This is a genomic window from Devosia limi DSM 17137 (genome assembly GCF_900128975.1).
In the GTDB taxonomy this organism is placed as follows: Bacteria; Pseudomonadota; Alphaproteobacteria; order Rhizobiales; family Devosiaceae; genus Devosia; species Devosia limi.
Window position 1 is genome coordinate 190714 of the sequence record NZ_FQVC01000002.1, and the last position, 22165, is coordinate 212878.

Consider the following 22165-nt stretch of genomic DNA (forward strand, 5'->3'; position numbering starts at 1 on the left):
TATGCGCGATCAACTCGAAGACGCCGAAAAGCACCGCGATGACGGCTATGGCCGGTCGCAGAAGCGTGACTTCAAGGCGGACCTGCCCAAGCGCCTCTACAAGGAGGTTGCAGTAGAGCCGGTCGATGGCGGGTTTACCGTGACGTTTGACGGGCGCCCGGCCAAGACACCGGGGCTGCGGCTGCCGGTCATCGTTCCGGCGGCATCGATTGCCACGACGATGGCGGAAGAATGGGCGGCACAGGGTGAGCGCGTCGACGCCGAGACCATGCCGACAGTGCGGCTGATCAACTCGGCGATCGAGAGCGGCGAGGCCATGGTGCCGGCGTTCCGCGACGAGGTGATCAAGTTCGTGGCGAGTGACCTGCTGCTGTATCGGGCTGAGGGACCGCAGACGCTGGTAGCGGAGCAGGAAGCAGTCTGGGACGATGCGCTGGTGCGCGTTGCCCGCCATTTTGGCGTGAGTTTCCAGCCAACTGCCGGCATTATTCACCAGGAACAGCCCAAGGCCACGCTGGCCAAACTGGCGGCGGCGCTGGAGCCGGAGAACCTGCTGGTACTGACCGCGCTGGTTTCGATCACCGGGCTGACGGGCTCGGGGATCCTGACTATCGGCCTCTGGCACAGGCTGTTCACCCCGGACCATGTCTGGCTGGCGGCGCATGTGGATGAAGATTACCAGATTTCGTTCTGGGGGGCCGACGAAGAAGCCGTGCTGCGGCGCGAGAAGCGCCGGCGCGAGTTCGATGCGACGATCAAGGTGCTGGACGCGCTGCGCAATTAGCGCGGCGCAGAGGCGACAGAAATAACCCAGTCGGCGACTTCCGGGGCGATTTCCGTGAGGGGATCCAGCACGAAGTCCCGATTATGGGCATGGGGATGGGGCAGGGTCAGCCGGTCACTTTGCATCGCGATGCGGTCATAGGCGATGATATCGATATCGATGACGCGGGGCCCCCAGATTTCGATCCGTTCCCGGCCCATTTCGAGTTCGATGCCGAGCAGAATTTCGAGCAATTCCAGGGGTTCGAGATCGGTCTCGACGCCGATTGCCATATTGGCAAAATCGGGCTGATCGGTTTTGCCCCAGGCCTTGGTGGTGATCACGGTTGAGCGGGCAATGACCGCGATGTGGGGATGCGCGTCGACGCGGCTGATGGCTTCCGCAAGCTGGGCTGGCGGATCGCCGATATTGGCGCCGAGACTGAGCCAAGCCGCTGACTTCATTATTGTTTCCGCTGGCGGTGGAGTTCGATAGCGGCTTCGCCGCGCACCATGGCGATCGGTGCCTCGGGCTTGCGGACGCGGATGATGATCCAGTTCACGTCCCGAAATGCCGCGAAAATCGCGTCGATGATGTTCTGGCCCACCGCTTCGATGAGGTGCATGCGGCGATCTTCGAACGCGGCTTTGACCACATCGTAGATATCCGCATAGGACACGGTGTGGCCGAAGTGATCGGTGGTGGCGGGGGCGGACAGATCGACGCCGCATTCCAGATCGATGAAGAATCGCTGGCCGAGCGCCTTTTCCTCGAGCATGAGGCCATGGTAGCCGTAAAAGCCCAAATCTTTCAGGATGATACGGTCGCCCGTGTATGCTTCGGCCATGGTTTTACCCCAGATCGCTGGGCGGACCATACAGCGTTGCCTGGGCAACGCGAAGGGCATCCCGATTGGCTCTGATGTCGTGAACGCGAAAGATGTGGCCGCCCCGCGCATAGGCCAGCACATTGGTGGCGATGGTGCCGGCCAGGCGTTCATCGGGCTGGTTGCCGAGCAGTCTTCCGATCATGGATTTGCGCGACGTGCCGATGAGAATGGGCATGGCGGAGGTGGGATTTTTGGTGATTGAACCCAACTTGTCGAAGCTGTTGAGCAGCGCGTAATTGTCGGCCACGGATTTGGCGAAGCCGAAGCCCGGATCGAGGATGAGCTGATCGGGCGCGATGCCGGCGCGCTGAGCGATGGCCAAGGTTTCGGCGAAGTAGCGGTCGACCTCATCAAGCAAGGGTTTGTCGAGGTCACGCGCTTGGTCCCAATGCATGGCGATGACGGGCGCGCGATGCAGTGCGGCAATATCGGCCATCTCCGGCGCGCCTTGCAGGCCATGCACGTCGTTGATGATGCTGGCCCCGGCCTGAATGGCCTGATCGGCAACCAGGGGCTTGTAGGTATCGACCGAGATGGGCGCGGTGATGCCAATAGCGATCAGCGCCTCGATTACCGGGATGACCCGATCCAGCTCTTCCTGCACGGAAACAAGGCTCGCTCCGGGACGGGTGCTTTCGCCGCCAATGTCGATAATATCGGCACCCTGGGCGAGCATGGTCTGGGCATGGGCGACGGCCGACGACAGCATATCGTGCTGGCCGCCATCGGAGAAGCTGTCCGGCGTGACATTGAGAATGCCCATGACGACGGCGGTAGGGCCAAGCGTGAGCCGGCCGCCATGGGGCAGGGCGATATGGTGCGTCGAATGCATTGTCATGGTGGAGAAGTAGACCCCGCCGGGTGCAGCTACAAGATGGTAGCGCAACCTGCGGGAGGTTTTGACACACGAGCGTTCTCAGGCAACAACAAAGCGGGGGAGCAAGGCTATGAGCGATCGCGACAATCGATCTGACGCGACCATCACGGTGCGGTTAAAGCTGGGTTCGCTCGACCATCTGTTCGGCGAGACCAACCGGGATCCATTGGTCGGGCCAGTGCGGCTGCGCACCGGCGTCGAGACGCTCCATAGGCAATTGGCGGCCAAGGGCCTGCATCATGCGCAGCAGTCGCGGCTGGTGCTGGAAGTGCCCGCGAGCGAGATCACACCAGGGGCCGAGCAGCGGCTTAACGCGGCAATGGACCGCTATTGCGAGGCGCGGATCGATGAGCTTGATCTGCTGCTGGAAGAGACGCAACTGGCCGGGCGGCAAGCGCTGTGGCTGGGGCTGGGATTTCTGGGCGTTTGCCTGTCGATGTCGAGCGTGCTGGCGACAGCGGCGTTGCTGCCGTCCTGGCTCAATCGCCTGTTCAGCGAGGGCTTCGTGATCGCCGGCTGGGTGGGGTTGTGGCGGCCGATTGAGCTGTTGCTGTATGACGCCTGGCCGTATCGGCGGACGCAGCGGATGTATGAGGCGATGCGAACGATGCCGGTGGTTTTGGAGGCAGAAACGCCGCCCGATGGGCGGCGTTTGGATAGTGATTCCGATATTGGCGTTAGCGGGTTGAAAACGCTTTAGTTTGTTGGCTTGGCCGGCACTGCGAAGAGGTCGTATTCGTCGCTATCGGTGACGGTGACCGAGACGAGGTCGCCTACCTTGATACCGTCGGCATCGGAGACGATGACCTGGCCGTCGATCTCGGGCGCATCCCACTTGGAGCGGGCGATGACGCGGTTGTTGTCGGGATCGACATCATCCACCAGCACGTCGATTGTGCGGCCGACCTTCTTGGCCAGCTGACCGGCCGAAACGTTTTGCGCCACTTCCATCAGGCGCTCGAAGCGGTCCTGCATGACATCATCGGGGACGATGCCATCGAGTTCATTGGCGGGAGCGCCGGTGACAGGCTCGTATTTGAAGCAGCCGGCGCGGTCGATCTCGGCTTCCTCGATGAAATCGAGCATGACCTCGAAATCTTCTTCGGTTTCGCCGGGGAAGCCAACGATGAAGTTGGAACGCACAGTCAGATCAGGGACTTGGCGCTTCCAGTCGAGAATTCGATTCAGCGTCTTTTCCTGGTGGGCCGGGCGGCGCATGGCCTTGAGCACCTTGGGCGAGGCGTGCTGGAACGGAATATCCAGATAGGGCAGCACCAGGCCCTCGGCCATCAGTTCCATCACCGCATCCACATGCGGATAGGGGTAGACATAGTGCAGGCGGACCCAGGCGCCGAGCTGGCCGAGTTCTTTGGCCAGGTCGTAGAACTTGGCTTTGACCGGGCGACCGCGATAATTGGACTCGGCATATTTGATGTCGAGGCCATAGGCCGACGTGTCCTGGCTGATCACCAGCAGTTCCTTGACGCCGCTGCGGATCAGCCCCTCGGCTTCGCCGAGAATGCCGGCTGCGGGGCGCGAGGCGAGATCGCCGCGGATCTGCGGGATGATGCAGAAGGAGCAGCGATTGTTGCAGCCTTCGGAAATCTTGAGATAGGCGTAATGGCGCGGGGTGAGCTTGAGGCCCTGTTCCGGGACGAGATCGATGAAGCGGTTCGGCACCGGCGGCAGGTGCTCATGGACGGCGTTGACGACGTTTTCGTACTGATGCGGGCCGGAGATGGCGAGCACGGACGGGTGGGTCTTGCGGATCAGCTCTTCTTCGACGCCGAGGCACCCGGTGACGATGACGCGTCCGTTTTCGTTCAGCGCTTCGCCGATGGCCTCGAGGCTTTCCTGCTTGGCGCTATCGAGGAAGCCGCAGGTATTGACCAGCACGATATCGGCGCCGGCATAGTCGCGGCTGAAGGAGTAGCCCTGCGAGCGCAGGGTGGACATGATGCGCTCGCTATCGACCAGCGCCTTGGGGCAACCGAGGCTGACAAGCCCGATCTTTGGGGCCTGGCCCGGATTGGCCGGCGCGATTGGCTGGGGAGCCTTGGTAAGGTTGGACACTGAATGTTCCCGGAAATGCTCAGGCAGTGCCCCGTCCGCGCCGGGAGGGCGGGCCAAAGAGCAGCTGCGGATACTGAAAGTTGCCGACGTCATACTAGAAATGGCGAAAAAAGCAATGATCGTGTCTTGCCGATGATGAGGGGCGGCCATGCGTTGGGCGGAACTAATCACGGCGATGTGTGTGCGATGGATAGCAAAAGGGGGGCGCCAGGCAATTGCGAAAAGCCGCTAGATCGTGCGGTAGTAAGCGGGTAGTGCGGCCGGATCGGTCGCGAACAGTGAACAGAGTGTGCGGCTAAGACGGCTCACGGTGAATCGAATCAATAGGTTAGCTGCGCATCCCCGTTCTGTACGTGAATCAGGACATCCTCTTCGAAAGGCATTCCATGTTTAATCGTCTCTCCGCCTACGCGCCGCAGGCCCTCGGCGTGCTCCGCATCGTTGCTGGCCTGTTGTTCCTGGCCCACGGTACCCAGAAGATCCTCGGCTTCCCCGCTACTGAAATGCAGCCGCCGATCGCCAGCATGTTCGGCGCGGCCGGCATCATCGAGATCGTCACCGGTATCCTGATCATCCTGGGCCTTTTCACCCGCCCGGCAGCGCTGATCGCCTCGGGTACGATGGCCGTGGCTTACTGGATGGTGCATGCGCCGATGAATGGCTTCCCGGTCAACAATGGCGGCGACGCGGCCATCCTGTTCTGCTTCTTCTTCCTGTACCTGGTATTCGCCGGCCCGGGCGCCTGGAGCGTCGACAGCCGTCGCGCATAAGCAACGCTGACTCAAAAAGGCCGCCGTGACATGGGTCGCAGCGGCCTTTTTGTTGTGTGGAATTTGGCGGGTCAGGTGCGCGGCGAGGGCGGGGTCCGCTTGGCGGTACGCTTGGGCTTGAACACCTCGCCTGCCACTGTGGACGGCGCGCGAGACCCCGAGGGGGCATCGGGCGGGACGGGCTGATAGGGCGCCGGTTCAGTGGCCGGGGTGATGTATTCGTCTGCCTCGGCGTAATCGTCCTCGCCTTCCTCGGCCAGGTCGCGAATGGCTTCGCGCACTTCATCGAGCAGGGAGGTTGAGTAACGCGAGCGATTGACGCTCTCGCCGGAGCTCTCATGGGACTTGAACCAGACCAGTAGCGCTTCGCAGGCGATGCGCAGGCCGACCAGCGACAGAAGGCCAAATACGGCGATTTCCAAAAGGCCCCAAAGGCCATTGCCGAAGCCATAGCCAAAGGTGAAGAACAGATGGCTGACGGCCCAGAGCAGAATGCCGGCCAGGCCGAGTGCGTATAGAATCGGCACCAGCTTGGGCGACAGGATCGCATCGAGCTTGAACAGCGTCTGGCGGGTGAAGAGGCGTTTCAGATCATCCAACGTCATTTTGGGCTCCTTCGATATTTTCGCCATGCCGGCCTGCAAATGACGGCTGTTCTGCGCTTTCGGTGCTCACGTACCAAAGTACGCTGCGCTCCGGTTCTCGAAAACCGCCATTCTCGGCTCGGCCTGCCAAAAATCTCTTCGGGCCCTGCATACCCATATCCCTTGAGATTATCCAGCGCTCAGCAGTTTAGGCGTTGCGGTATCGGAGCTCAAAGCGTGCGCAGCAGGGCTTCGTCGGTGGTGGTGACTGTGGGGCCGAAGCGGGATTCGAAGGTGGTGCGCAGGGTCGAATCGACTTCGGGCATGGAGGCGAGCTGGCCGAGGTCCTCAAAGCTGGTGACGCCCTGATCGGTGATGCCGCAGGGGACGATGCCGGCATAGTGGTCGAGATCGGGTGAGATGTTCAGCGAAATGCCGTGGAATGTCACCCATTTGGAGACGCGGACGCCGATGGCGGCGATCTTGTCGGCGCGGCCGGGGCCCTTGTCGGGACGGTTGACCCAGACACCGATGCGGCCGGCGCTGCGCTCAGCCACCACATTGTAGGCGGCGAGGGTGTCGATTACCCAGCCTTCGAGGCCCTGCACCAGGCAGCGGATGTCGCGGCCGCGCTCGCGCAGGTCGAGCATCAGGTAGGCTACGCGCTGACCGGGGCCATGATATGTGTATTGGCCACCCCGGCCGGCGTCATAAACCGGGAATCGATCGGTCAGCAGGTCGGCGGGCACGGCGGAGGTGCCGGCTGTGTAAAGCGGGGGATGCTCCAGCAGCCAGACGGCCTCACCGGCATCGCCAGCGGCAATGGCAGCGGCGCGGCGGCGCATGGCCTCCAGCGCCTCAGGATAGGGCATGGGGGCAGCCGAAATGACCCATTGGACGGGCATAAGGTCGGCGCGGGCCAGTTTATTGCCACTGTCGCAAGCGGTGGCTGCGGGTGTTAACGGTTCCATAACCATCATTGCCAGACTATTACTCCACACAGAATCCGTGCGCCCAGCTTAGCGCCGGAGCGGAGTTCGAACCCTTATCTATGAACACTCTAGACAATATTGAAGTGGACATCACTGTCGAGCTTGGTGCGGCAACCATGCCGATCCACCATTTGCTGCGCATGGGGCGTGGCGCGGTGATCGAACTCGATGCGATGGAAAATGATCCGCTCAAAATCTATGCTAACAATACACTGGTCGCCCGGGGCGAAGTCAGTGTCGAAGAAGGGCACCTGCGGGTGCTGATTTCTCAAAAGGCCTTCAAGCGGGGCTAATCAAAGTCGTACTGACGCAAAAGCCGCCCCATCGGGCGGCTTTTGCGTCTTCAGGGCTCGGCCAGAAAAGAATGTTTGCAGCGCAATGGCCGGGATTGCGGGGCTATCGGGGAAGTTTCCAACAGCTTGGTGGAATTCCTCGATTTAAGCGCTTGAGGTTCGGGCAGACCTTTGCTACATCCCGGCTCGCTGCGCCCCCGGGCGTCGCTCTACCATGATGTGCGGTCGTGGCGGAATTGGTAGACGCGCAGCGTTGAGGTCGCTGTATCGCAAGATGTGGAAGTTCGAGTCTTCTCGACCGCACCAGTCACTTTAAAATGTGACACAAAAACAGGCCGCCCTTCGGGGCGGCCTTTTTGTTGGCGCGATGGCAGGTGGCAGCTCCGCCGCCGCTGAAATCTCAAACCGTGATCAGTGTTGAATTGAGCCGGGGCGGCAACGAGCGCACAATTGGCTTGGTTCCGATCTCACAGGGGAGGTTGCCATGCATGACGCTAGACAGGCTGAGCAGGCGGGGCGAACTAAACGGCAGCATAAGCCACTTGGAGGCATTCTGGCGGGTATTGTCGTGTTGCTCTGGGCGCTGACTTCGGCGATGTGGGCTGAAATCTAGGGCCACTGGCGGGCATAGCGGATAGTCGAAGGTTTGCGCCGGAAGCGTCGGCGCTGGCTGCGCCCGCTGTTACCCTCGGCGGGCGATTGCTCTGCTCGACTGAGCTGTGGGTGATCGCGCTTCAAAACACACTCACGCATAGCGGGGGCCGGCGGATCAGGTCCGCAGGCCCTTAAGAAGCGGGCCGCCCTACAGGGGCGGCGCCTGAGCTGTGCTAGTTGCTCGCAGGGGGAGTGGCGGCCGGGGCCTCTGCCGGGGGCGGAGTTGCCGCTGGCGGCACCGCGGCGGGCGCTTCGGCTGCGGGCGGTGGCGGTGGCGTTTCGGCGGGCGCATCGCCGCAGGCGGCAAGCGTGAGCATGACGACGAGCGCTGCGGGCGCCATCAGGAACTTGGACATGGGATCTCCATTTGGTTGGATTATCGATCTTGGTCGGGTCTGCTAGCGCTGGGACAGTCGGCCTGCATTGGGGCAAAGATGGGGCCTTCAGTTGCCGGCAGGCGAGGCCGGAGGGCGCTGAGCGGCCAGCTTGGCTGGCGCCTTGAAGCGCCAGGCATTCTCCAGACGCAGTGACAATTCCTCATCGGATATGGCCGACAGGCGGATCAGCACGACAGGCCAGCCGACATATTGATCGGTCTCGAAGTAGATTTCGGGAGAGATTTCCATCAGCAAGATCTTCTGCTCAGTGGGACAGAGCAGCACGAGGGTATCTGCGTCCTTGAGGCGGACGAAAGGTTTGGTGCGGACGCACAGGGCCGGGGCGCCATGGCTGGTGGCGCGTTCAAGGCCGGGCAGGGCGCGGGCCGCAGCCAGGGCTTCGATGCGGGCAAAAGCGGGATCCAGGTCGGATGCTAGTCTCATGGTCGGCCACTCCAACTTTGCAGTACAAAAATCGGCGGAGGCAGATGCTCTAGTCTGGCGCATCGGGAGCTGATTGGCTACAGCTGGGGGCGCCCCGAAACCCCGGAAACACAAGGGCCCCCAGTGAGCACAGATCCAGAGACAACACCCGGCCCCGAGGCCGGGATTGACCCCAATACGCTGCGCGACAGCGAGGACCGGATCAGTCCGCTCTGGCTTGAACGCTTGCGGGCCTATCTGGCTGCAGGACGGGCGGACGATATTGCCACGGTGATGGAGCCGCTGCACGCGGCCGATGCCGGTGACGTGCTTGAATCGCTTGATCCCGACGAGCGGTTGGCGCTGGTCCGCATCCTGGGCGACAAGTTCGACTATTCAGCGTTGACCGAGGTGGACGAGAGCGTCCGCGTCGACCTGATGGATGAATTGTCCAACGCCGATATCGCGCGCGGCGTGACCGGGCTGGATAACGACGACGCGGTGACGATTCTCGAGGATCTGGAACAGGCCGACCGCGAGGACGTGCTGTCCCAACTGCCGACCTTCGAGCGTCTGAGCTTGAAGCGGAGCCTGGATTTCCCGGAGGAATCAGCCGGTCGGCGGATGCAGACCGATTTCATCGCCATTCCGCCGTTCTGGTCGGTGGGGCAGACGATCGACTACCTGCGCTCGGAGCCGGATCTGCCGGACGAGTTTTACCAGATCTATGTGGTGGATGCGTCCTACCAGGTGCTGGGGATCATCCCGCTCGACAAGTTCCTGCGTTCGCGCCGCGAGACGCGGATCGAAGACATCATGAATACCAATGTCATTCTGGTCGATGCTAATGAGGACCAGGAAGAGGCAGCGCGCGACTTCGAGCGATACGACCTGGTGGAAGTGGGCGTGGTGGATGAAAAGCGGCTGGTGGGCGTCCTGACCATCGACGACATCGTCGACGTGATCCACGAAGAGGCCGACGAGGACATCAAGCTGCTGGCCGGCGTCGGCGACGAGGATATCTCCGACGCGATCAGCGATACTGTGCGCAGCCGCGTGCCCTGGCTGGTGGTGAACCTGTTTACCGCAGTGATGGTGTCGCTGGTCATCGGGCTGTTCAATGCGACTATCGAGCAGATGGTGGCGCTGGCCGTGCTGATGCCGATCGTGGCGTCGATGGGCGGCAATGCCGGCACGCAGACGATGACGGTGACGGTGCGGGCGCTGGCAATGCGCGAAATCGACGGACGGCGGCTGCGGCGCCTGATTACCCGTGAAATGGTCGTGGGGCTGATCAACGGCGTGATCTTCGCCATTCTGATCGGGGTGGTAACCGCGCTCCGATACGGTCAGGTGGACCTTGGAGCGGTCATCGGGCTGGCCATGGTGATCAATCTGGTTGTGGCGGGGACGGCGGGTATCCTGATCCCGCTGGCGCTGGACAAGCTCAAGGCTGACCCGGCAATCGCCTCGGCGGTGTTCGTGACCACGATCACCGATGTGGTTGGATTCTTCGCGTTCCTCGGTATTGCGGGGCTGTGGTTCGGGCTGTTCTAGGCGGGTAATCCGCGAAAGGCAGCGTGGGGCTGGATTTTTACAACATATCAAAGGCTTGCGCTGGGGCTTCGAGGGGCAGCAGGACGCTGGTTCGGACGAGAAAGTTGTTGGAATTATTGCCGCCTGCAGCCCCCAGGAGGCGCCGTCCTGCTTCGCGCAAAGGGCTTTCCCCTGGCCAGTCCGGCATGGCTAAAATGCCGCTCTTTGCGCCGCTGCTCTCTTAACCCTGACGGTTCAGTGTCTGTGGACTGTGGCAACTTCGCCGCTTGCCAAGAGTTTGTGACGCAGTTAACGCTTTACTACCGCGTGCTGCGTGTGGGCCACACAGGGAGCACTGCGGGAGTGAACGGCTGACAAGGAGCGGTATATGCGAAGTCAACCGAAGTCCAATATCTGGCGTGCGGCGACCTGGACACTGGTCTGCCTGTTGTCAATGGGACTGGTATTTTCCGTGGTTGCTGGCGTTTAGACGCTAAAGTTCTTTCACTGACACCAAATTTGGAAGGGCGCCCGGCCACTGGGCGCCCTTCTCTTATTCCACCCCCGAGGCAATCCGATGAAACTGCTGATTGGCAATCGCAATTATTCCAGCTGGTCGATGCGCCCCTGGCTGGTGCTGGCGCATTTCGAAATCCCCTTCGAAGACGAAGTGCTGCTGCTGTCCGGGGATGGCTGGCGCGAGACGCTGGCGGCGCGATCGCCGACGGGCAAGGTGCCGGTGCTGATCGATGGCGCGCTGGTGGTGCCCGAAACCATCGCGATCATCGAATACCTGGCTGATCTTTATCCCGACAAGCCGATCTGGCCGGCGGATCTGCAGCAGCGGGCGCTGGCGCGGGCGGCGAGCGCGGAAATGCATTCGGCATTCCTGGGGCTGCGTGGGCATGCGCCGATGAACCTGCGGGCCAATCATGCGGGCAAGGTGTCGGCTGACGCGGTGGGGCAGGACCTGCACCGGGTGGAAACGCTGTGGGGGCAATTGCTGGCCAGATCGGGCGGGCCGTTCCTGTTTGGCGCATTCACCGCGGCTGACGCGATGTTTGCGCCGCTGGCGACACGTATCCGCACCTATGGGTTGCCGGTCTCGGACACTTCTACTGCCTATGTGGAGGCGATCTATGGCCTGCCGGCATTCCAGGAATGGCTGGCGCTGGCGCTGAAGGAGCCATGGATTGTCGATGACGACGAAATCGACGTGATCCAGGGCCGCGTGGCGCGGGGTACGCTGGCATGATCCATATGGTGAAGTTGTGCGTGGGTGTTTCCAGCATCGAGGAGCTGGAGGGCTACCGCAATGAGCGGGCACATTGGTGGGGGGCTGATTATGGCGAGGATGTGCATGTGCACCGCACCCGCATGATGCCGAAGCGCGCCGAGGAAATGGTGGGGCAGGGGTCGATCTACTGGGTGATCGCCGGGGTGATCTGCTGCCGGCAGCCGATCCTGCGGCTGGCGACGCATGCCGATGATGAGGGCAAGAACTACTGCGACATCGTGATGAGCCCGGAGCTGGTGCGCACGGTTCCCTATCCCAAGCGGCCATTCCAGGGCTGGCGTTATCTCGAAACCAAAGACGCGCCACCCGATCTTGCCGCGAATGGCAATGACGATGCGATGGAACTGGCGGCTGACCTGGCGAAGCTGGGGTTGATCTAGGCGGATTGGTAGCCGAGTGAGGCTATCGGGCAGCGAGGAATGGATTCCGACCTGAGGGGAATGCCCGGTGGGCGGGCAGCTGGCCTTTGGAGGCGCGCCGTGGTGCGTTCGCGGGTATGTGTGGACCTGCGCGGGTTTGCGGGCTTGCGGGGCGGAGGCGGGGGCCACATATTCTGCCTATGGGAGAAAATGACCGCAGCCTGAAGCCGACGCCGGGAGCGAATGTCGAAAAGACATCCGCCAGCAGCGATATTGCCGATTTCGTCAAGCAGGTGGGCGCCATGGCGCGGCCAGGCGGTAGCCAGCAAGGGCGGCTGCTGTTTGCGCTGGACGCGACGATGAGCCGGCAGCCGACCTGGGACCTGGCGCAGGGCCTGCAGGCGGAAATGTTCAAGGCGATTCCCAAGGAGAGTGCGCTGCAGGTGCAACTGCAATATTTCCGCGGATTCGGTGAGTGCCGCGCCTCAAAGTGGGTCACCGACGCTTCGGCCCTGGCCAAGCTGATGAGCGGGATCGACTGCCGCGGCGGCAATACCCAGATTTCCAAGGTGTTTGCCCATGCCCGCGCTGAACACGCCAAGCGACGGATCAACGCGGTAGTGTTTGTCGGCGATGCGATCGAGGAAAATGTCGATGACCTGGCGGAAAAGGCCGGACAGTTGGGATTGCTGGGTCTGCCAATGTTCGTGTTCCAGGAGGGGCGCGACACCCGGGTGGAAGCGGCGTTCCGCGAATTTGCGCGGCTGAGCAAGGGCGCCTATGCGCGCTTTGACGCCTCGGCGCCGAAAGAGCTGGCCGAGTTGCTGAAGGCGGTGGCGGCCTATGCCAGCGGCGGAAGGGACCTGTTGAAACTGCAGAAGACAGCTTCGGCTCAGGCACTGCTGGGGCAATTGCGCTGACATGACCTACTTTTTTATTGGCGGCATTGTCCTGCTAGCTGTGTTGGCTGCCTATCAGGCTTTTCGCAATACCAGTCCGCAAACCCGCAGCAAGACGCTGCGCTGGGGTGTCGGCGGCGGCGCGGCAGTGCTAGCGGCGCTGCTGTTGATCGCGCGCCGCGTGGACCTGGCGGCGTTTCTCGGGGTGGCGGCAGCGTCGATCCTGCGTACCGGACGCCTGGGCCCGTTCGACCTGGAAAAGCTTGGCCGGGGCCCGGATGATAGCGACAGCGATGTATCCAAGGTGCGCAGTCGGTACTTCGCGATGGAGTTGGATCACGACAGCGGCGCAGTGCATGGCATGGTGCGGGCGGGGCAATTTGCCGGCGAAGACCTGATGAATCTGGGCGAGGACGAGACGCGGGCGCTGATTCAGGAGATCGTCGGCGACCCCGATAGTGTCAGCCTGCTGGAAAGCTGGCTGGATGCAAACCGGGCTGGTTGGCGCGAGTATTTCGAGGAGCAGGCGCGCGGCGGCGGTGGGCCGGGTGCCGCGGGCGATCCGGTGGAAGAGGCCTATGCAGTATTGGGACTACAGCCGGGAGCGAGCGATGAGGATATTCGTGCGGCGCATCGGGAACTGATGAAGGGTGTGCATCCCGATCACGGCGGATCGAGCTATCTGGCGTCCAAGATCAATGAAGCCCGGGACCTTTTGCTGAAGCGGTAGGGCGCCCTGTGGGGCCGGTCCGGCAATTCAGATGCGGCCACCCAGGTGGCTGGATGGCCGGGGGATTTCACGTCATCACCGGGTAGCTGTCTGCAAAGGCAGGGAGAGCGTTGGCGCGGCTGGAGAGGGCGGCGAGGCGAGGCAGACTGCCGAGCAGGCCGGGATGGGCGACGGCGATGAAGTCGTAGGCGGATACCGAGCAGATGGTGGGCCCGCAGAGCGGGGAGTCATCGGGCCAATCGGCCTGGGCCTCAAGGGCGTCCAGGCCATTGCGGACCTGCAGGGACAAGCGCTGCTGCCAATCGGGCCAGTGGAATTGGGTGGGGCGGCGGATGGTTTCATAGACCAGCGCGACGCCCTTTTCGGCAATGCCATTGGCGTAACCGATCTGTTGCAGGGCGAGGCGCCGGCTGGGGCCGGTGGCGGGAAGCAGGCGCTTGGCGGGTTGCGCCGTGTCCTCAAGGTAATCGATGATGGCGGATGTCTCGATCAGGCTATCGCCCTCTGGGGTGACCAGCACCGGGACGCGGCCGAGTGGGTTGAGGGCGGTGATGCCGTCAAAGTCGCTGGCGAGCACCTTGACCGGGCGCCGCTCGAACGGACGATCTTGCAGGGTGAGCCATAGCGCCACCCGGCGCACGAAGGGCGAGAGCGCGCCGCCATACAGAATCATTGTGTATTTCCCCCGGTAGGCAAGCCTCAGACATTGAGCCGATGACGATTGTTCGGACTTGGGGGCCTTGTGCCGGGACGGCTAAACCCCGACTATCCCCCGAGATAGTGGAGCATTGCGGATGACGCGGCAAGGCGCGCATGTCATCGTTGTTGGCAACGAAAAGGGCGGTTCGGGCAAGTCCACGACGGCCTTTCATCTGGCTATCTACCTGCTCTATCAGGGTTATAAGGTCGCCAGCATCGACGTGGACAGTCGGCAGCAGACACTAACCCACTATGTGCGCAACCGCCGCGAATGGGCGCGGGCCAAGGGGCTCAGGCTCCCCCACACCACCCATTTTCACCTGCCATTGTCGCGCGGTGATTCGATCAGTGAGAACCATCGCGTCGAGTTCGACCTGTTTCGGCAGGCGGTGGGGGAGGTCGAGCAGGATGTCGATTTCCTGCTGGTGGATACGCCCGGCTTCGATACCCATCTAACCCGCCTGGCTCATTCGCTGGCCGACACGTTGATCACCCCGATCAATGACAGCCTGATCGATCTGAATGTGATGGCCCGTATCGACCCAATGACCGGCGAACCGCTCGAGATGAGCCATTATGCCCGGCTGGTGCAGCGCGCTCGCTCCGAGCGACTGACGATCGATGGGCGAACCTTCGACTGGGTGCTGGTGCGCAATCGCATCTCGATGCTGTCATCGCGCAATATGCGGCAGGTGCAAACCACGCTGGAGCGCATTGCGACGCGGCTGGGATGTCGGGTGGCCGATGGCATTGCCGAGCGGGTGATCTTCCGCTCGCTGTTTCCCACCGGGATGACGGTCTTTGATCCGTTGAGTGAGGAATTACTCGGCGGACTTCCCTCAATGTCGCATATCAGCGCAAGGCAGGAATACAAGACGCTGGTGACTGCATTGCATTTGCCGACGAGCGAGCGGGCGGCGGCGCGCAAGGCAGTATTGGCCCGCCCAAACGAGGGCGAGGGCATTGCCGGCAGGTTCATGCATCTTGTCAGTAACGACAGCTGACAGTTACCTCGCAAATAATGCAAATTCTTATCTTCAGTCGGTGAGGTTGTTCAGGTTCGAGAAACCGTTGAACACTAGGATGCCCGTCGGTGAAATGCATGCCGGCTCGCCAGATCCGGCTGCCGATGCGGTGGTGTGAGCTTGGAAATCGACAATTTCACTATCGTCGTTGCAACCGGTGCGATCGTATTCGTGCTTGGCACGCTCTTCGTTTTCATGTGGCAGCGCGATCGCCGTGCGCCGTGGCTCGGATGGCTGGCGCTGGGCTATCTCATGGGTGCGCTGGCAACGCTTTTCCTGGCGCCACGTGGTAACGTTCCCAATCTCTACTCGATGGGTGTTGGCACTGCATTTCTGCTGCTGGCGTTCGGCTTCCTTTGGGTCTCCTGCCGCGTTTTTGCCGGCCGCCGGGTGATCTGGCTGCCCATCATCGCCGCGCCGACCCTGTGGATGAGCAGTTTCATCATCACCGGCTTTAGTGAAATGGTAGGCGTGCGGGTGATTGTCGCTTCGCTGCCCGCAGCCGGCTTCCTGCTGATGGCGGCCCGCGAACTCTGGCTCAACCGCGACGAAGGCCTGCCATCCTATGGTCCGGCGATTGGTTTTTTTGTCAGCGCCGGATTCTTTTTTGCCTTCCGCATAGCTGCGGTCGGATTGCTGCCGTTTCCCATCGGCGGACTTGACCTCCACCCAGCGGCGATGGCGACGTTCAACTTCGTTATCTTCTTTCATGCTGCGTTTATCAGTTTCCTGATGGTCAGCCTGACCAAGGAGCGGCACGAAGCAGCGCAGCGCACGCTGGCGGAGTCGGATGTGTTGACCGGCCTGCCGAACCGGCGGGCGTTTGTCAGTGATGCCGAGCGGCTGATGCGCCGGCAGAAGAACATTCACTCGCCGCTCGCACTGCTGACCCTGGATCTCGATCACTTCAAGCTGGTCAATGATCGTTATGGTCATGATGCCGGCGACCGCGTCTTGGGCGAGTTTGCCAAGGTGCTGACTGCCAGTCTGCGTTATGAGGACCTGCGGTTTCGCATGGGTGGCGAGGAATTCTGCTGCCTGCTGCCTGGCCTGACGCTGCGCGAGGCCCACGCGGTGGCCGAGCGCATCTGCGATACGTTCCAGTCAACGGCGGTGGAAGTGCTGGGGGGCACGGTGCGCTGCACGGTGAGCATCGGGATTTCATCAACGGATATCTGCGGCTACGTGCTCGAGGACCTGCTAAGCGAAGCCGATGCTGCGACCTATGAGGCCAAGGCGACGGGGCGCAACCGCGCCGTACTGGCTATCGCCGCGCCAAAGGTGCCGGTGCCGCAGACGGTGGGCAAGGTAACGGAAATTCGGGGCCGCCGCCGCGCCTAGGGGCTTGGGCCCGCCAGAGCGTCGTGACCGGTTGTCGGATCGGCCTAAGTCAAATTCAGGAAATCAATGTGGTGTCCCCGGGCTAGGCGGGAACCTCCTTCGGCCTTGCGGGCGGAAGCAGGCGGGTTCCGTCATCACGGGAATGAGCAGGGGAGCGGCGGCTGAGGCAGAGCCCGCGTGGTCGTTGCCGCAGTGACAGCGCTGAGCTGGCGCGCCTTGGGGAAGGGCGGATGGAAGAGGAAGCTCGGCATCCGGCAGGTGACGGACAAGCAAAGACCCGCGGGGAGGCCGCGGGTCTTGGGAGGATTTGGCAGCGGTTAGCGGCCGATCATCATGCGCAGTGCGCGTTTGCCGCCGGGGGCGAAGACATCAAGCTCGATGCTGACCGGTGGGTGGCCGGCGCGGCGGGTGCGTGATGACAGCGCCAGGACCGCGCCCAGCAGTTCGCCGACGGAGCGGCGTTGCGGGCGGGGCAGGAGGCGTGCCGTCATGCCGTTGAGGGCACGGCGACGAACACCAAGGTCTTCGGACGCAAGGCTGGAACGACCAACAAAGTTGGCCAGCTCCGTGAGGGCAGAACGTTCGCTCATTGGGCTACTCCAAACACAGGCACCAATTTGCTTCCCTGAATGGCCGGACTTGAATGTCCGGCTCGCGGCTTCTTAATGGGCTGGATCAGCCCTGCATCGCCAGGCAGGAGAGATTCTGCTGCTTGAGGGCGTTGCACATATTGGTTGCGTCATCGCGGTCGCCGAACCCGACGAAGCGGGCGCGGAAGAAGGTCTGACCGTTCTTATCGAAGCGTTCCACATAGGAGCGGAAGTCCGAGAGATTGGTGACCTTGCCGGCTGCATCGCTCAGCAGGCCACGGGCATTCTCTTCGGTCGGTGCAGCGCCGATCTGGACAATCCAGCCACCGGGCTGCGGCGCGGCTGCAGCGACGGCGCCGATGGAGCCGCTGGTCATCAGGTCGATAGGCTGGCTGCCGCCCTGCTCAACATTGCCGGGTGGCAGGAGTGGAGCAGAGGCCGGGGTTTGGCCGAGTGCGGCCGGTGGCGCGCCCAGGCTATAGGTTTCGCTGAGCCAGGCACCGATGACATCCTGGCTGGGATAGGCGGGCTGCGGCGCCTGGCTGGGCGCGGCAAGTGTGTTGGCGGCCTGGACGGCGGGCTGCAGGCCGAGATCTGCGGGCATCGGCGCCGGGAAGGGCGCAGTGCTGGCCACCGTGACCGGCGGCTGGATGGCGACGGGCATGGCCCGGGGCTGGGCTTGCGCGCCATTGGCCGCGACCAACTGGGCCAGGCGGAAGCCTGGCAGAGGCATGGGAGAGACGAAGACGGGGCGGGTCGGCTGGGCGACTGCGACCTGAACGTTGGCGCTGCCCTGCCGGCCTGGCTGCGGGATCATCGCGGTCTGCAGATAATTGCCCTGGCGCCCCTTGGGCAAATAGCTGGCAACGAGATCGCGCACCTTCTGGTCGCGGGAGCCGGCCGAATTGAAGCCGAAAGCGACGACGACGATGTGGCGATTGTCCTTGCGGGCGGCAGTCAGCAGATTGGAGCCAGCTGCGTTGATGTAGCCGGTCTTGATGCCATCGACGGCGCCCATATAGCCAAGCACGCGGTTGTGGTTGCCATAGGTCTTGCGACCGTACGAGAAGCTCTTGGTCTGGAAGAACTCGTAATAATTCGAGAAGTGCTGGTAGACGGCGATACCGAGAATGGCCTGATCGCGCACGGTGGTGATCTGGCCGCCATCGGGCAGGCCCGAGGCGTTGCGGTACGTGGTGTTGCGCATGCCCAGCGCCCGGGCGGTCGCGGTCATGCGTTCGGCGAATTTTTCTTCCGAGCCAGAGATGTGCTCGGCGATGACGCGGGCCATGTCGTTGGCCGAAAGAGTCACCAGCGACTTGATGGCATCCTCAACCGTGATGGTGGAACCAGCGCGCAGGCCGAGCTTGGTCGGCACGGCCGCAGCGGCATGCCGGGACACGGTCATCTTGGTGGAAAGCTTGAGATTGCCGGAAGACAGCTCCTGGAACAACACATAGAGCGTCATCACCTTGGCCACCGAAGCCGGATAGCGTCGGCTGTCTGCTGCCTCTTCATAGAGGACCTTGCCGGACTTGGCGTCGACAACAATGCCCGCATATTTTCGAAGGTTTTCGATAGCGTGGGCCGGCGCCGCCGTGTGCGCAAGCACCGCGAGCGAGACAATGAAAGCGGCAATGGCGCGAACAAAGACTGCCCGCCAAGGGGATTTCGCCTGGGAAGCCACCCGGTACTCCAACTCATTACTCTCGGGTGACGACAGCACCCGTACACAACTACTCAGCTGGCTGGCGCGCGTAGCCCCTAAACCACCGCGCGCTCACCATTACCGACACGAAGATACGCCGCTGCCGTTACCATTCCGTAAAATGCCACCGATTTTGGCGGTGGTGTGGTGTGGCGGTTACTTTTGCGTGAGAGGGGGCGGCGGGAAAGTCGGTGTTTGGCGGAAAGGGGGCGTAGAAACCTGCATCCCGGCCCGCACCGCGACGACCTCCGATGCGGTGGTGGAAGTCAGAAAACCGGCTGATTTCCTGGTGTTTGGGCAGCTCACGAATATGAGATGGATTGGCCCTTAACACTGGGTAGATTTTGCTTACATAATGGGTCCACCATGCTGCTTCGTTTCCCTTACGACAGATATCTGACCATGAAGACCTTCGCTCTCCTCGATCACGATGCAGATGCGGGAGCCGCATTGCGGCTTGCGCCGGCCCCGGCTCATGCCGGGCCCCAGGACGATGAAGGGGGCAAGGGGGGAGATGGACGCGGCGGAACAGAAACCGGGACCGCGACGAAAACACGGCCCAAAACCAAGCGCCCTAACCTCTACAGGGTGCTGCTGCTAAACGACGACTACACGCCCATGGAGTTCGTCGTTCTCGTGCTGCAGGACGTCTTCAACAAATCGCGTGAAGAAGCCATGCAGATCATGCTGCACGTCCACCAAAAGGGGGTTGGGGAGTGCGGCGTCTATCCATACGAAGTGGCCGAAACCAAGGTCACACGGGTCATGGACACGGCACGCAAAAATCAGCATCCGCTGCAATGCGTGATGGAAAAGCAATAGGAACATCACATGCCCTCATTTTCACGCGGACTTGAAAAGGCTCTGCATCAGGCGATGAACCTGGCGCGTGAGCGCAACCACGAGTTCGCAACGCTCGAGCATCTGCTGCTCGCATTGACGGACGACCGGGAGACCATTTCGGTTCTCAATGGCTGTGACGTCGATGTCGACGCGCTCAAGAGCGACCTCGAAGATTTTATCAATGAAGAACTGGACAGCCTGATCGTTGCCAATGGTCAGGACGCGCGCCCCACGGCGGCGTTCCAGCGCGTAATCCAGCGCGCGGTGATCCATGTGCAATCCTCCGGCCGGGAGGAAGTTACCGGCGCCAATGTGCTGGTGGCTATCTTCGCCGAGCGCGAAAGCCATGCCGCCTATTTCCTCGAACAGCAGGACATGAGCCGGCTGGACGCGGTCAATTTCATCAGCCACGGGATCACCAAGTCCGGTCCCAGCGAGGAGCGCAAGGTGCGTGGTGCCGATGAAGGTGGCGAGGGCGGCGCAGAAGGCGGGCGTGGCGAGAACGCCAAAAGTTCGGCCTTGGCCGATTTTTGCGTCGATCTCAATGCCAAGGCCCGCTCCGGCAAGATCGATCCGCTGATCGGCCGCGATGCCGAATTGCGCCGGACCATCCAGATCCTCTGCCGCCGTTCCAAGAACAACCCGCTCTATGTGGGTGACGCTGGCGTCGGCAAGACGGCCATCGCCGAAGGTCTTGCGCGCAAGATCGTTGAAGGCGATGTGCCCGAGGTGCTCAAGGAAGCGGTGATCTATGCGCTCGACATGGGCTCGCTGCTGGCCGGCACCCGTTATCGCGGTGACTTTGAGGAACGCCTCAAGGCCGTGATGAAGGAGCTGGAAAAGCTGCCCAACTCGGTGCTGTTTATCGACGAGATCCACACCATGATTGGTGCCGGCGCGACCTCGGGTGGGGCGCTGGATGCTTCGAACCTGCTCAAGCCGGCGCTGGCTTCCGGGGCGATCCGTTGCATCGGTTCGACCACCTACAAGGAATATCGCCAGTTCTTCGAGAAGGATCGGGCCCTGGTCCGGCGCTTCCAGAAGATCGACGTGAACGAGCCGACGATCCCCGATGCAATCGAGATCGTGAAAGGCTTGCGCCCGTATTTCGAAGAGTTCCACAAGATCAAGTACACCGACGAGGCTCTCAAGGCCGCGGTGGAGCTGAGCGCGCGGTATATCAATGACCGCAAGCTGCCGGACAAGGCGATCGACGTGATCGACGAAACCGGCGCCAGCCAGATGCTGTTGACCGAGGACAAGCGCAAGAAGGTGATCGATGTCGAGGACATCGAGGCGACGATCGCCACCATCGCGCGTATCCCGCCCAAGTCGGTATCGAAGTCCGATGCAGAATTGCTGAGCGGGCTGGAGCGCAGCCTCAAGTCGGTGGTGTTCGGCCAGGATGCGGCGATCACGGCGCTGTCGTCGGCAATCAAGCTGGCGCGTGCCGGACTGCGTGAACCGGAAAAGCCGATCGGCTCCTACCTGTTCACCGGCCCGACCGGCGTCGGCAAGACCGAAGTGGCCAAGCAGCTCGCCGATACACTTGGCGTGGAACTGCTGCGGTTCGACATGTCCGAATATATGGAGCGCCATACGGTGTCGCGCCTGATCGGTGCGCCTCCGGGCTATGTCGGGTTTGACCAGGGCGGGCTGCTGACCGATGGCGTCGACCAGCATCCGCATTGCGTGGTGCTGCTGGACGAAATCGAAAAGGCGCATCCCGATCTCTACAACATCCTGTTGCAGGTGATGGACCACGGCAAGCTGACCGACCACAACGGCAAGTCGGTGGATTTCCGCAATGTCATCCTGATCATGACCTCCAATGCCGGGGCCATGGACTTGCAGAAGGCCCCGATCGGGTTTGGCCGCAAGCGCGAGCAGGGCGACGATGAGGAAGCCATCAACCGGCTGTTCACGCCGGAATTCCGCAACCGGCTCGATGCGATCATCTCGTTCGCGCCGCTGCCGCGTGAGGTTGTCCGTCGCGTGGTCGAAAAGTTCGTGCTGCAGCTTGAAGGTCAGCTGGCCGAGCGTGGCGTGACCATCAACCTGACGCCGGAAGCTGCCGATTGGCTGGCCGAGCATGGCTATGACGAACGCATGGGCGCCCGCCCGCTGGGCCGGGTGATCCAGGAATACGTCAAGAAGCCATTGGCAGAGCAGGTGCTGTTTGGCGAACTGGTCAATGGCGGCACGGTGACCGTGGCCGTGGTTGGCGAAGGCAGCGAAGCCAAGCTGGAGCTGATCGCGGTGCCGCCGCGTCCGGCCAAGCCGAAGGCGCTGGCCAAGCCGCGCGCCAAGAAGGCGCCCAAGGCGGCGGAAGAAAAAAGCTAGGTCTTAGGGCCTCGCAGACTGAACGAAGGCCGGGAGCGATCCCGGCCTTTTTTCTTCTCGTGTCTCCGCCTGGCCAATTGCGTTCCTCGTGACCCAGTTC

General features: G+C 62.2%; 24 protein-coding genes and 1 tRNA gene. 14 read left to right on the forward strand and 11 right to left on the reverse strand.

Annotation, left to right across the window (positions count from 1 at the left end):
- Position 1: 1 nt before the first annotated feature.
- Positions 2–784: an ATP12 family chaperone protein gene (locus BUA69_RS04290; RefSeq protein ID WP_046136769.1), complete on the forward strand. Its 783-nt coding sequence runs from the start codon at positions 2–4 to the stop codon at positions 782–784.
- Here BUA69_RS04290 and folK read toward each other — a convergent pair.
- Genes folK through folP form a run of 3 tightly spaced genes read right to left on the reverse strand, consistent with a single transcriptional unit; the run spans position 781 to position 2490 of the window.
- Positions 781–1227, reverse strand: a complete 447-nt coding sequence (folK, locus tag BUA69_RS04295; protein ID WP_046136770.1) for a 2-amino-4-hydroxy-6-hydroxymethyldihydropteridine diphosphokinase — start codon at positions 1225–1227, stop codon at positions 781–783. The genes BUA69_RS04290 and folK overlap by 4 nt on opposite strands.
- Positions 1227–1610, reverse strand: coding sequence for a dihydroneopterin aldolase (gene folB, locus BUA69_RS04300; RefSeq protein WP_046136801.1), 384 nt, complete (start codon positions 1608–1610; stop codon positions 1227–1229). Before folB ends, folK begins: the two co-directional genes overlap by 1 nt.
- A gap of 4 nt (positions 1611–1614) precedes the next feature.
- Entirely contained in the window at positions 1615–2490 is an 876-nt protein-coding gene (gene folP / locus BUA69_RS04305) for a dihydropteroate synthase (RefSeq protein WP_046136771.1), read from the reverse strand.
- A 109-nt stretch (positions 2491–2599) separates the two neighbouring features.
- On the opposite strand from folP, the gene BUA69_RS04310 reads away from it, so the two are divergent.
- Positions 2600–3229 carry a hypothetical protein gene (locus tag BUA69_RS04310; protein WP_052950736.1) on the forward strand — a complete coding sequence of 210 codons (630 nt, stop codon included), beginning with the start codon at positions 2600–2602 and terminating at the stop codon, positions 3227–3229.
- Here BUA69_RS04310 and rimO read toward each other — a convergent pair.
- On the reverse strand, positions 3226–4602 hold the full coding sequence (gene rimO, locus BUA69_RS04315) for a 30S ribosomal protein S12 methylthiotransferase RimO (RefSeq protein ID WP_046136772.1): 1377 nt from the start codon (positions 4600–4602) through the stop codon (positions 3226–3228). The genes BUA69_RS04310 and rimO overlap by 4 nt on opposite strands.
- Before the next feature lie 386 nt (positions 4603–4988).
- On the opposite strand from rimO, the gene BUA69_RS04320 reads away from it, so the two are divergent.
- The gene (locus BUA69_RS04320; RefSeq protein WP_046136803.1) at positions 4989–5372 is read left to right on the forward strand and encodes a DoxX family protein; all 384 of its coding nucleotides are present in this window, start codon (positions 4989–4991) and stop codon (positions 5370–5372) included.
- 71 nt (positions 5373–5443) lie between these two features.
- On the opposite strand, the gene BUA69_RS04325 is transcribed toward BUA69_RS04320, so the two are convergent.
- Complete coding sequence (locus BUA69_RS04325) at positions 5444–5977, reverse strand: DUF4282 domain-containing protein (protein ID WP_052950737.1); 534 nt, start codon at positions 5975–5977, stop codon at positions 5444–5446.
- A 209-nt stretch (positions 5978–6186) separates the two neighbouring features.
- The gene (gene lipB / locus BUA69_RS04330) at positions 6187–6933 is read right to left on the reverse strand and encodes a lipoyl(octanoyl) transferase LipB (protein WP_052950745.1); all 747 of its coding nucleotides are present in this window, start codon (positions 6931–6933) and stop codon (positions 6187–6189) included.
- 74 nt (positions 6934–7007) lie between these two features.
- Between lipB and BUA69_RS04335 the strand changes: the two genes are divergently transcribed.
- Together BUA69_RS04335 and BUA69_RS04340 are read left to right on the forward strand one after the other, a co-directional pair.
- Positions 7008–7241, forward strand: a complete 234-nt coding sequence (locus BUA69_RS04335) for a FliM/FliN family flagellar motor switch protein (protein ID WP_046136773.1) — start codon at positions 7008–7010, stop codon at positions 7239–7241.
- Between the two features lie 221 nt (positions 7242–7462).
- Positions 7463–7547 (forward strand) — tRNA-Leu (locus tag BUA69_RS04340).
- Between the two features lie 521 nt (positions 7548–8068).
- On the opposite strand, the gene BUA69_RS20915 is transcribed toward BUA69_RS04340, so the two are convergent.
- Positions 8069–8251: a hypothetical protein gene (locus BUA69_RS20915; protein ID WP_046136806.1), complete on the reverse strand. Its 183-nt coding sequence runs from the start codon at positions 8249–8251 to the stop codon at positions 8069–8071.
- Positions 8252–8338: 87 nt separating this feature from the next.
- Complete coding sequence (locus tag BUA69_RS04350) at positions 8339–8716, reverse strand: MmcQ/YjbR family DNA-binding protein (protein ID WP_046136774.1); 378 nt, start codon at positions 8714–8716, stop codon at positions 8339–8341.
- A 123-nt stretch (positions 8717–8839) separates the two neighbouring features.
- On the opposite strand from BUA69_RS04350, the gene mgtE reads away from it, so the two are divergent.
- The 5 genes from mgtE to BUA69_RS04375 all read left to right on the forward strand — a co-directional run bounded on the left by mgtE (position 8840) and on the right by BUA69_RS04375 (position 13516).
- Positions 8840–10252, forward strand: a complete 1413-nt coding sequence (gene mgtE, locus BUA69_RS04355; protein ID WP_046136775.1) for a magnesium transporter — start codon at positions 8840–8842, stop codon at positions 10250–10252.
- A gap of 556 nt (positions 10253–10808) precedes the next feature.
- On the forward strand, positions 10809–11486 hold the full coding sequence (locus BUA69_RS04360) for a glutathione S-transferase family protein (RefSeq protein WP_046136776.1): 678 nt from the start codon (positions 10809–10811) through the stop codon (positions 11484–11486).
- Positions 11487–11491: 5 nt separating this feature from the next.
- Positions 11492–11908 (forward strand): DUF1489 family protein, encoded by a 417-nt coding sequence (locus BUA69_RS04365; protein ID WP_280136817.1) that lies wholly within the window; start codon positions 11492–11494, stop codon positions 11906–11908.
- Between the two features lie 179 nt (positions 11909–12087).
- Complete coding sequence (locus BUA69_RS04370) at positions 12088–12807, forward strand: hypothetical protein (RefSeq protein WP_046136778.1); 720 nt, start codon at positions 12088–12090, stop codon at positions 12805–12807.
- Between the two features lies 1 nt (position 12808).
- The gene (locus tag BUA69_RS04375) at positions 12809–13516 is read left to right on the forward strand and encodes a DnaJ domain-containing protein (RefSeq protein ID WP_046136779.1); all 708 of its coding nucleotides are present in this window, start codon (positions 12809–12811) and stop codon (positions 13514–13516) included.
- A gap of 67 nt (positions 13517–13583) precedes the next feature.
- On the opposite strand, the gene BUA69_RS04380 is transcribed toward BUA69_RS04375, so the two are convergent.
- Entirely contained in the window at positions 13584–14189 is a 606-nt protein-coding gene (locus BUA69_RS04380; protein ID WP_046136780.1) for a glutathione S-transferase family protein, read from the reverse strand.
- A gap of 121 nt (positions 14190–14310) precedes the next feature.
- On the opposite strand from BUA69_RS04380, the gene BUA69_RS04385 reads away from it, so the two are divergent.
- Together BUA69_RS04385 and BUA69_RS04390 are read left to right on the forward strand one after the other, a co-directional pair.
- Positions 14311–15219, forward strand: a complete 909-nt coding sequence (locus BUA69_RS04385; protein WP_082093968.1) for a division plane positioning ATPase MipZ — start codon at positions 14311–14313, stop codon at positions 15217–15219.
- A 135-nt stretch (positions 15220–15354) separates the two neighbouring features.
- Complete coding sequence (locus BUA69_RS04390) at positions 15355–16581, forward strand: GGDEF domain-containing protein (protein WP_072866464.1); 1227 nt, start codon at positions 15355–15357, stop codon at positions 16579–16581.
- A gap of 317 nt (positions 16582–16898) precedes the next feature.
- Here BUA69_RS04390 and BUA69_RS04395 read toward each other — a convergent pair whose 3' ends face one another.
- Together BUA69_RS04395 and BUA69_RS04400 are read right to left on the reverse strand one after the other, a co-directional pair.
- Positions 16899–17171: a hypothetical protein gene (locus BUA69_RS04395; RefSeq protein WP_046136782.1), complete on the reverse strand. Its 273-nt coding sequence runs from the start codon at positions 17169–17171 to the stop codon at positions 16899–16901.
- Positions 17172–17256: 85 nt separating this feature from the next.
- Complete coding sequence (locus tag BUA69_RS04400) at positions 17257–18858, reverse strand: serine hydrolase (RefSeq protein ID WP_052950742.1); 1602 nt, start codon at positions 18856–18858, stop codon at positions 17257–17259.
- A gap of 423 nt (positions 18859–19281) precedes the next feature.
- On the opposite strand from BUA69_RS04400, the gene clpS reads away from it, so the two are divergent.
- On the forward strand, positions 19282–19701 hold the full coding sequence (gene clpS / locus BUA69_RS04405) for an ATP-dependent Clp protease adapter ClpS (protein WP_082093971.1): 420 nt from the start codon (positions 19282–19284) through the stop codon (positions 19699–19701).
- A gap of 9 nt (positions 19702–19710) precedes the next feature.
- Complete coding sequence (clpA, locus tag BUA69_RS04410) at positions 19711–22065, forward strand: ATP-dependent Clp protease ATP-binding subunit ClpA (protein WP_046136784.1); 2355 nt, start codon at positions 19711–19713, stop codon at positions 22063–22065.
- Positions 22066–22165 lie beyond the last annotated feature (100 nt).

Bases quoted from the DNA above. Each gene is read 5' to 3' on its own strand.
- BUA69_RS04290 (WP_046136769.1), top strand. From the start codon at position 2: ATGCGCGATCAACTCGAAGACGCCGAAAAGCACCGCGATGACGGCTAT.
- folK (WP_046136770.1), bottom strand. From the start codon at position 1,227: ATGAAGTCAGCGGCTTGGCTCAGTCTCGGCGCCAATATCGGCGATCCG.
- folB (WP_046136801.1), bottom strand. From the start codon at position 1,610: ATGGCCGAAGCATACACGGGCGACCGTATCATCCTGAAAGATTTGGGC.
- folP (WP_046136771.1), bottom strand. From the start codon at position 2,490: ATGACAATGCATTCGACGCACCATATCGCCCTGCCCCATGGCGGCCGG.
- BUA69_RS04310 (WP_052950736.1), top strand. From the start codon at position 2,600: ATGAGCGATCGCGACAATCGATCTGACGCGACCATCACGGTGCGGTTA.
- BUA69_RS04320 (WP_046136803.1), top strand. From the start codon at position 4,989: ATGTTTAATCGTCTCTCCGCCTACGCGCCGCAGGCCCTCGGCGTGCTC.
- BUA69_RS04325 (WP_052950737.1), bottom strand. From the start codon at position 5,977: ATGACGTTGGATGATCTGAAACGCCTCTTCACCCGCCAGACGCTGTTC.
- lipB (WP_052950745.1), bottom strand. From the start codon at position 6,933: ATGGTTATGGAACCGTTAACACCCGCAGCCACCGCTTGCGACAGTGGC.
- BUA69_RS04335 (WP_046136773.1), top strand. From the start codon at position 7,008: ATGAACACTCTAGACAATATTGAAGTGGACATCACTGTCGAGCTTGGT.
- BUA69_RS20915 (WP_046136806.1), bottom strand. From the start codon at position 8,251: ATGTCCAAGTTCCTGATGGCGCCCGCAGCGCTCGTCGTCATGCTCACG.
- BUA69_RS04350 (WP_046136774.1), bottom strand. From the start codon at position 8,716: ATGAGACTAGCATCCGACCTGGATCCCGCTTTTGCCCGCATCGAAGCC.
- BUA69_RS04360 (WP_046136776.1), top strand. From the start codon at position 10,809: ATGAAACTGCTGATTGGCAATCGCAATTATTCCAGCTGGTCGATGCGC.
- BUA69_RS04365 (WP_280136817.1), top strand. From the start codon at position 11,492: ATGGTGAAGTTGTGCGTGGGTGTTTCCAGCATCGAGGAGCTGGAGGGC.
- BUA69_RS04370 (WP_046136778.1), top strand. From the start codon at position 12,088: ATGGGAGAAAATGACCGCAGCCTGAAGCCGACGCCGGGAGCGAATGTC.
- BUA69_RS04375 (WP_046136779.1), top strand. From the start codon at position 12,809: ATGACCTACTTTTTTATTGGCGGCATTGTCCTGCTAGCTGTGTTGGCT.
- BUA69_RS04380 (WP_046136780.1), bottom strand. From the start codon at position 14,189: ATGATTCTGTATGGCGGCGCGCTCTCGCCCTTCGTGCGCCGGGTGGCG.
- BUA69_RS04385 (WP_082093968.1), top strand. From the start codon at position 14,311: ATGACGCGGCAAGGCGCGCATGTCATCGTTGTTGGCAACGAAAAGGGC.
- BUA69_RS04395 (WP_046136782.1), bottom strand. From the start codon at position 17,171: ATGAGCGAACGTTCTGCCCTCACGGAGCTGGCCAACTTTGTTGGTCGT.
- clpS (WP_082093971.1), top strand. From the start codon at position 19,282: ATGAAGACCTTCGCTCTCCTCGATCACGATGCAGATGCGGGAGCCGCA.
- clpA (WP_046136784.1), top strand. From the start codon at position 19,711: ATGCCCTCATTTTCACGCGGACTTGAAAAGGCTCTGCATCAGGCGATG.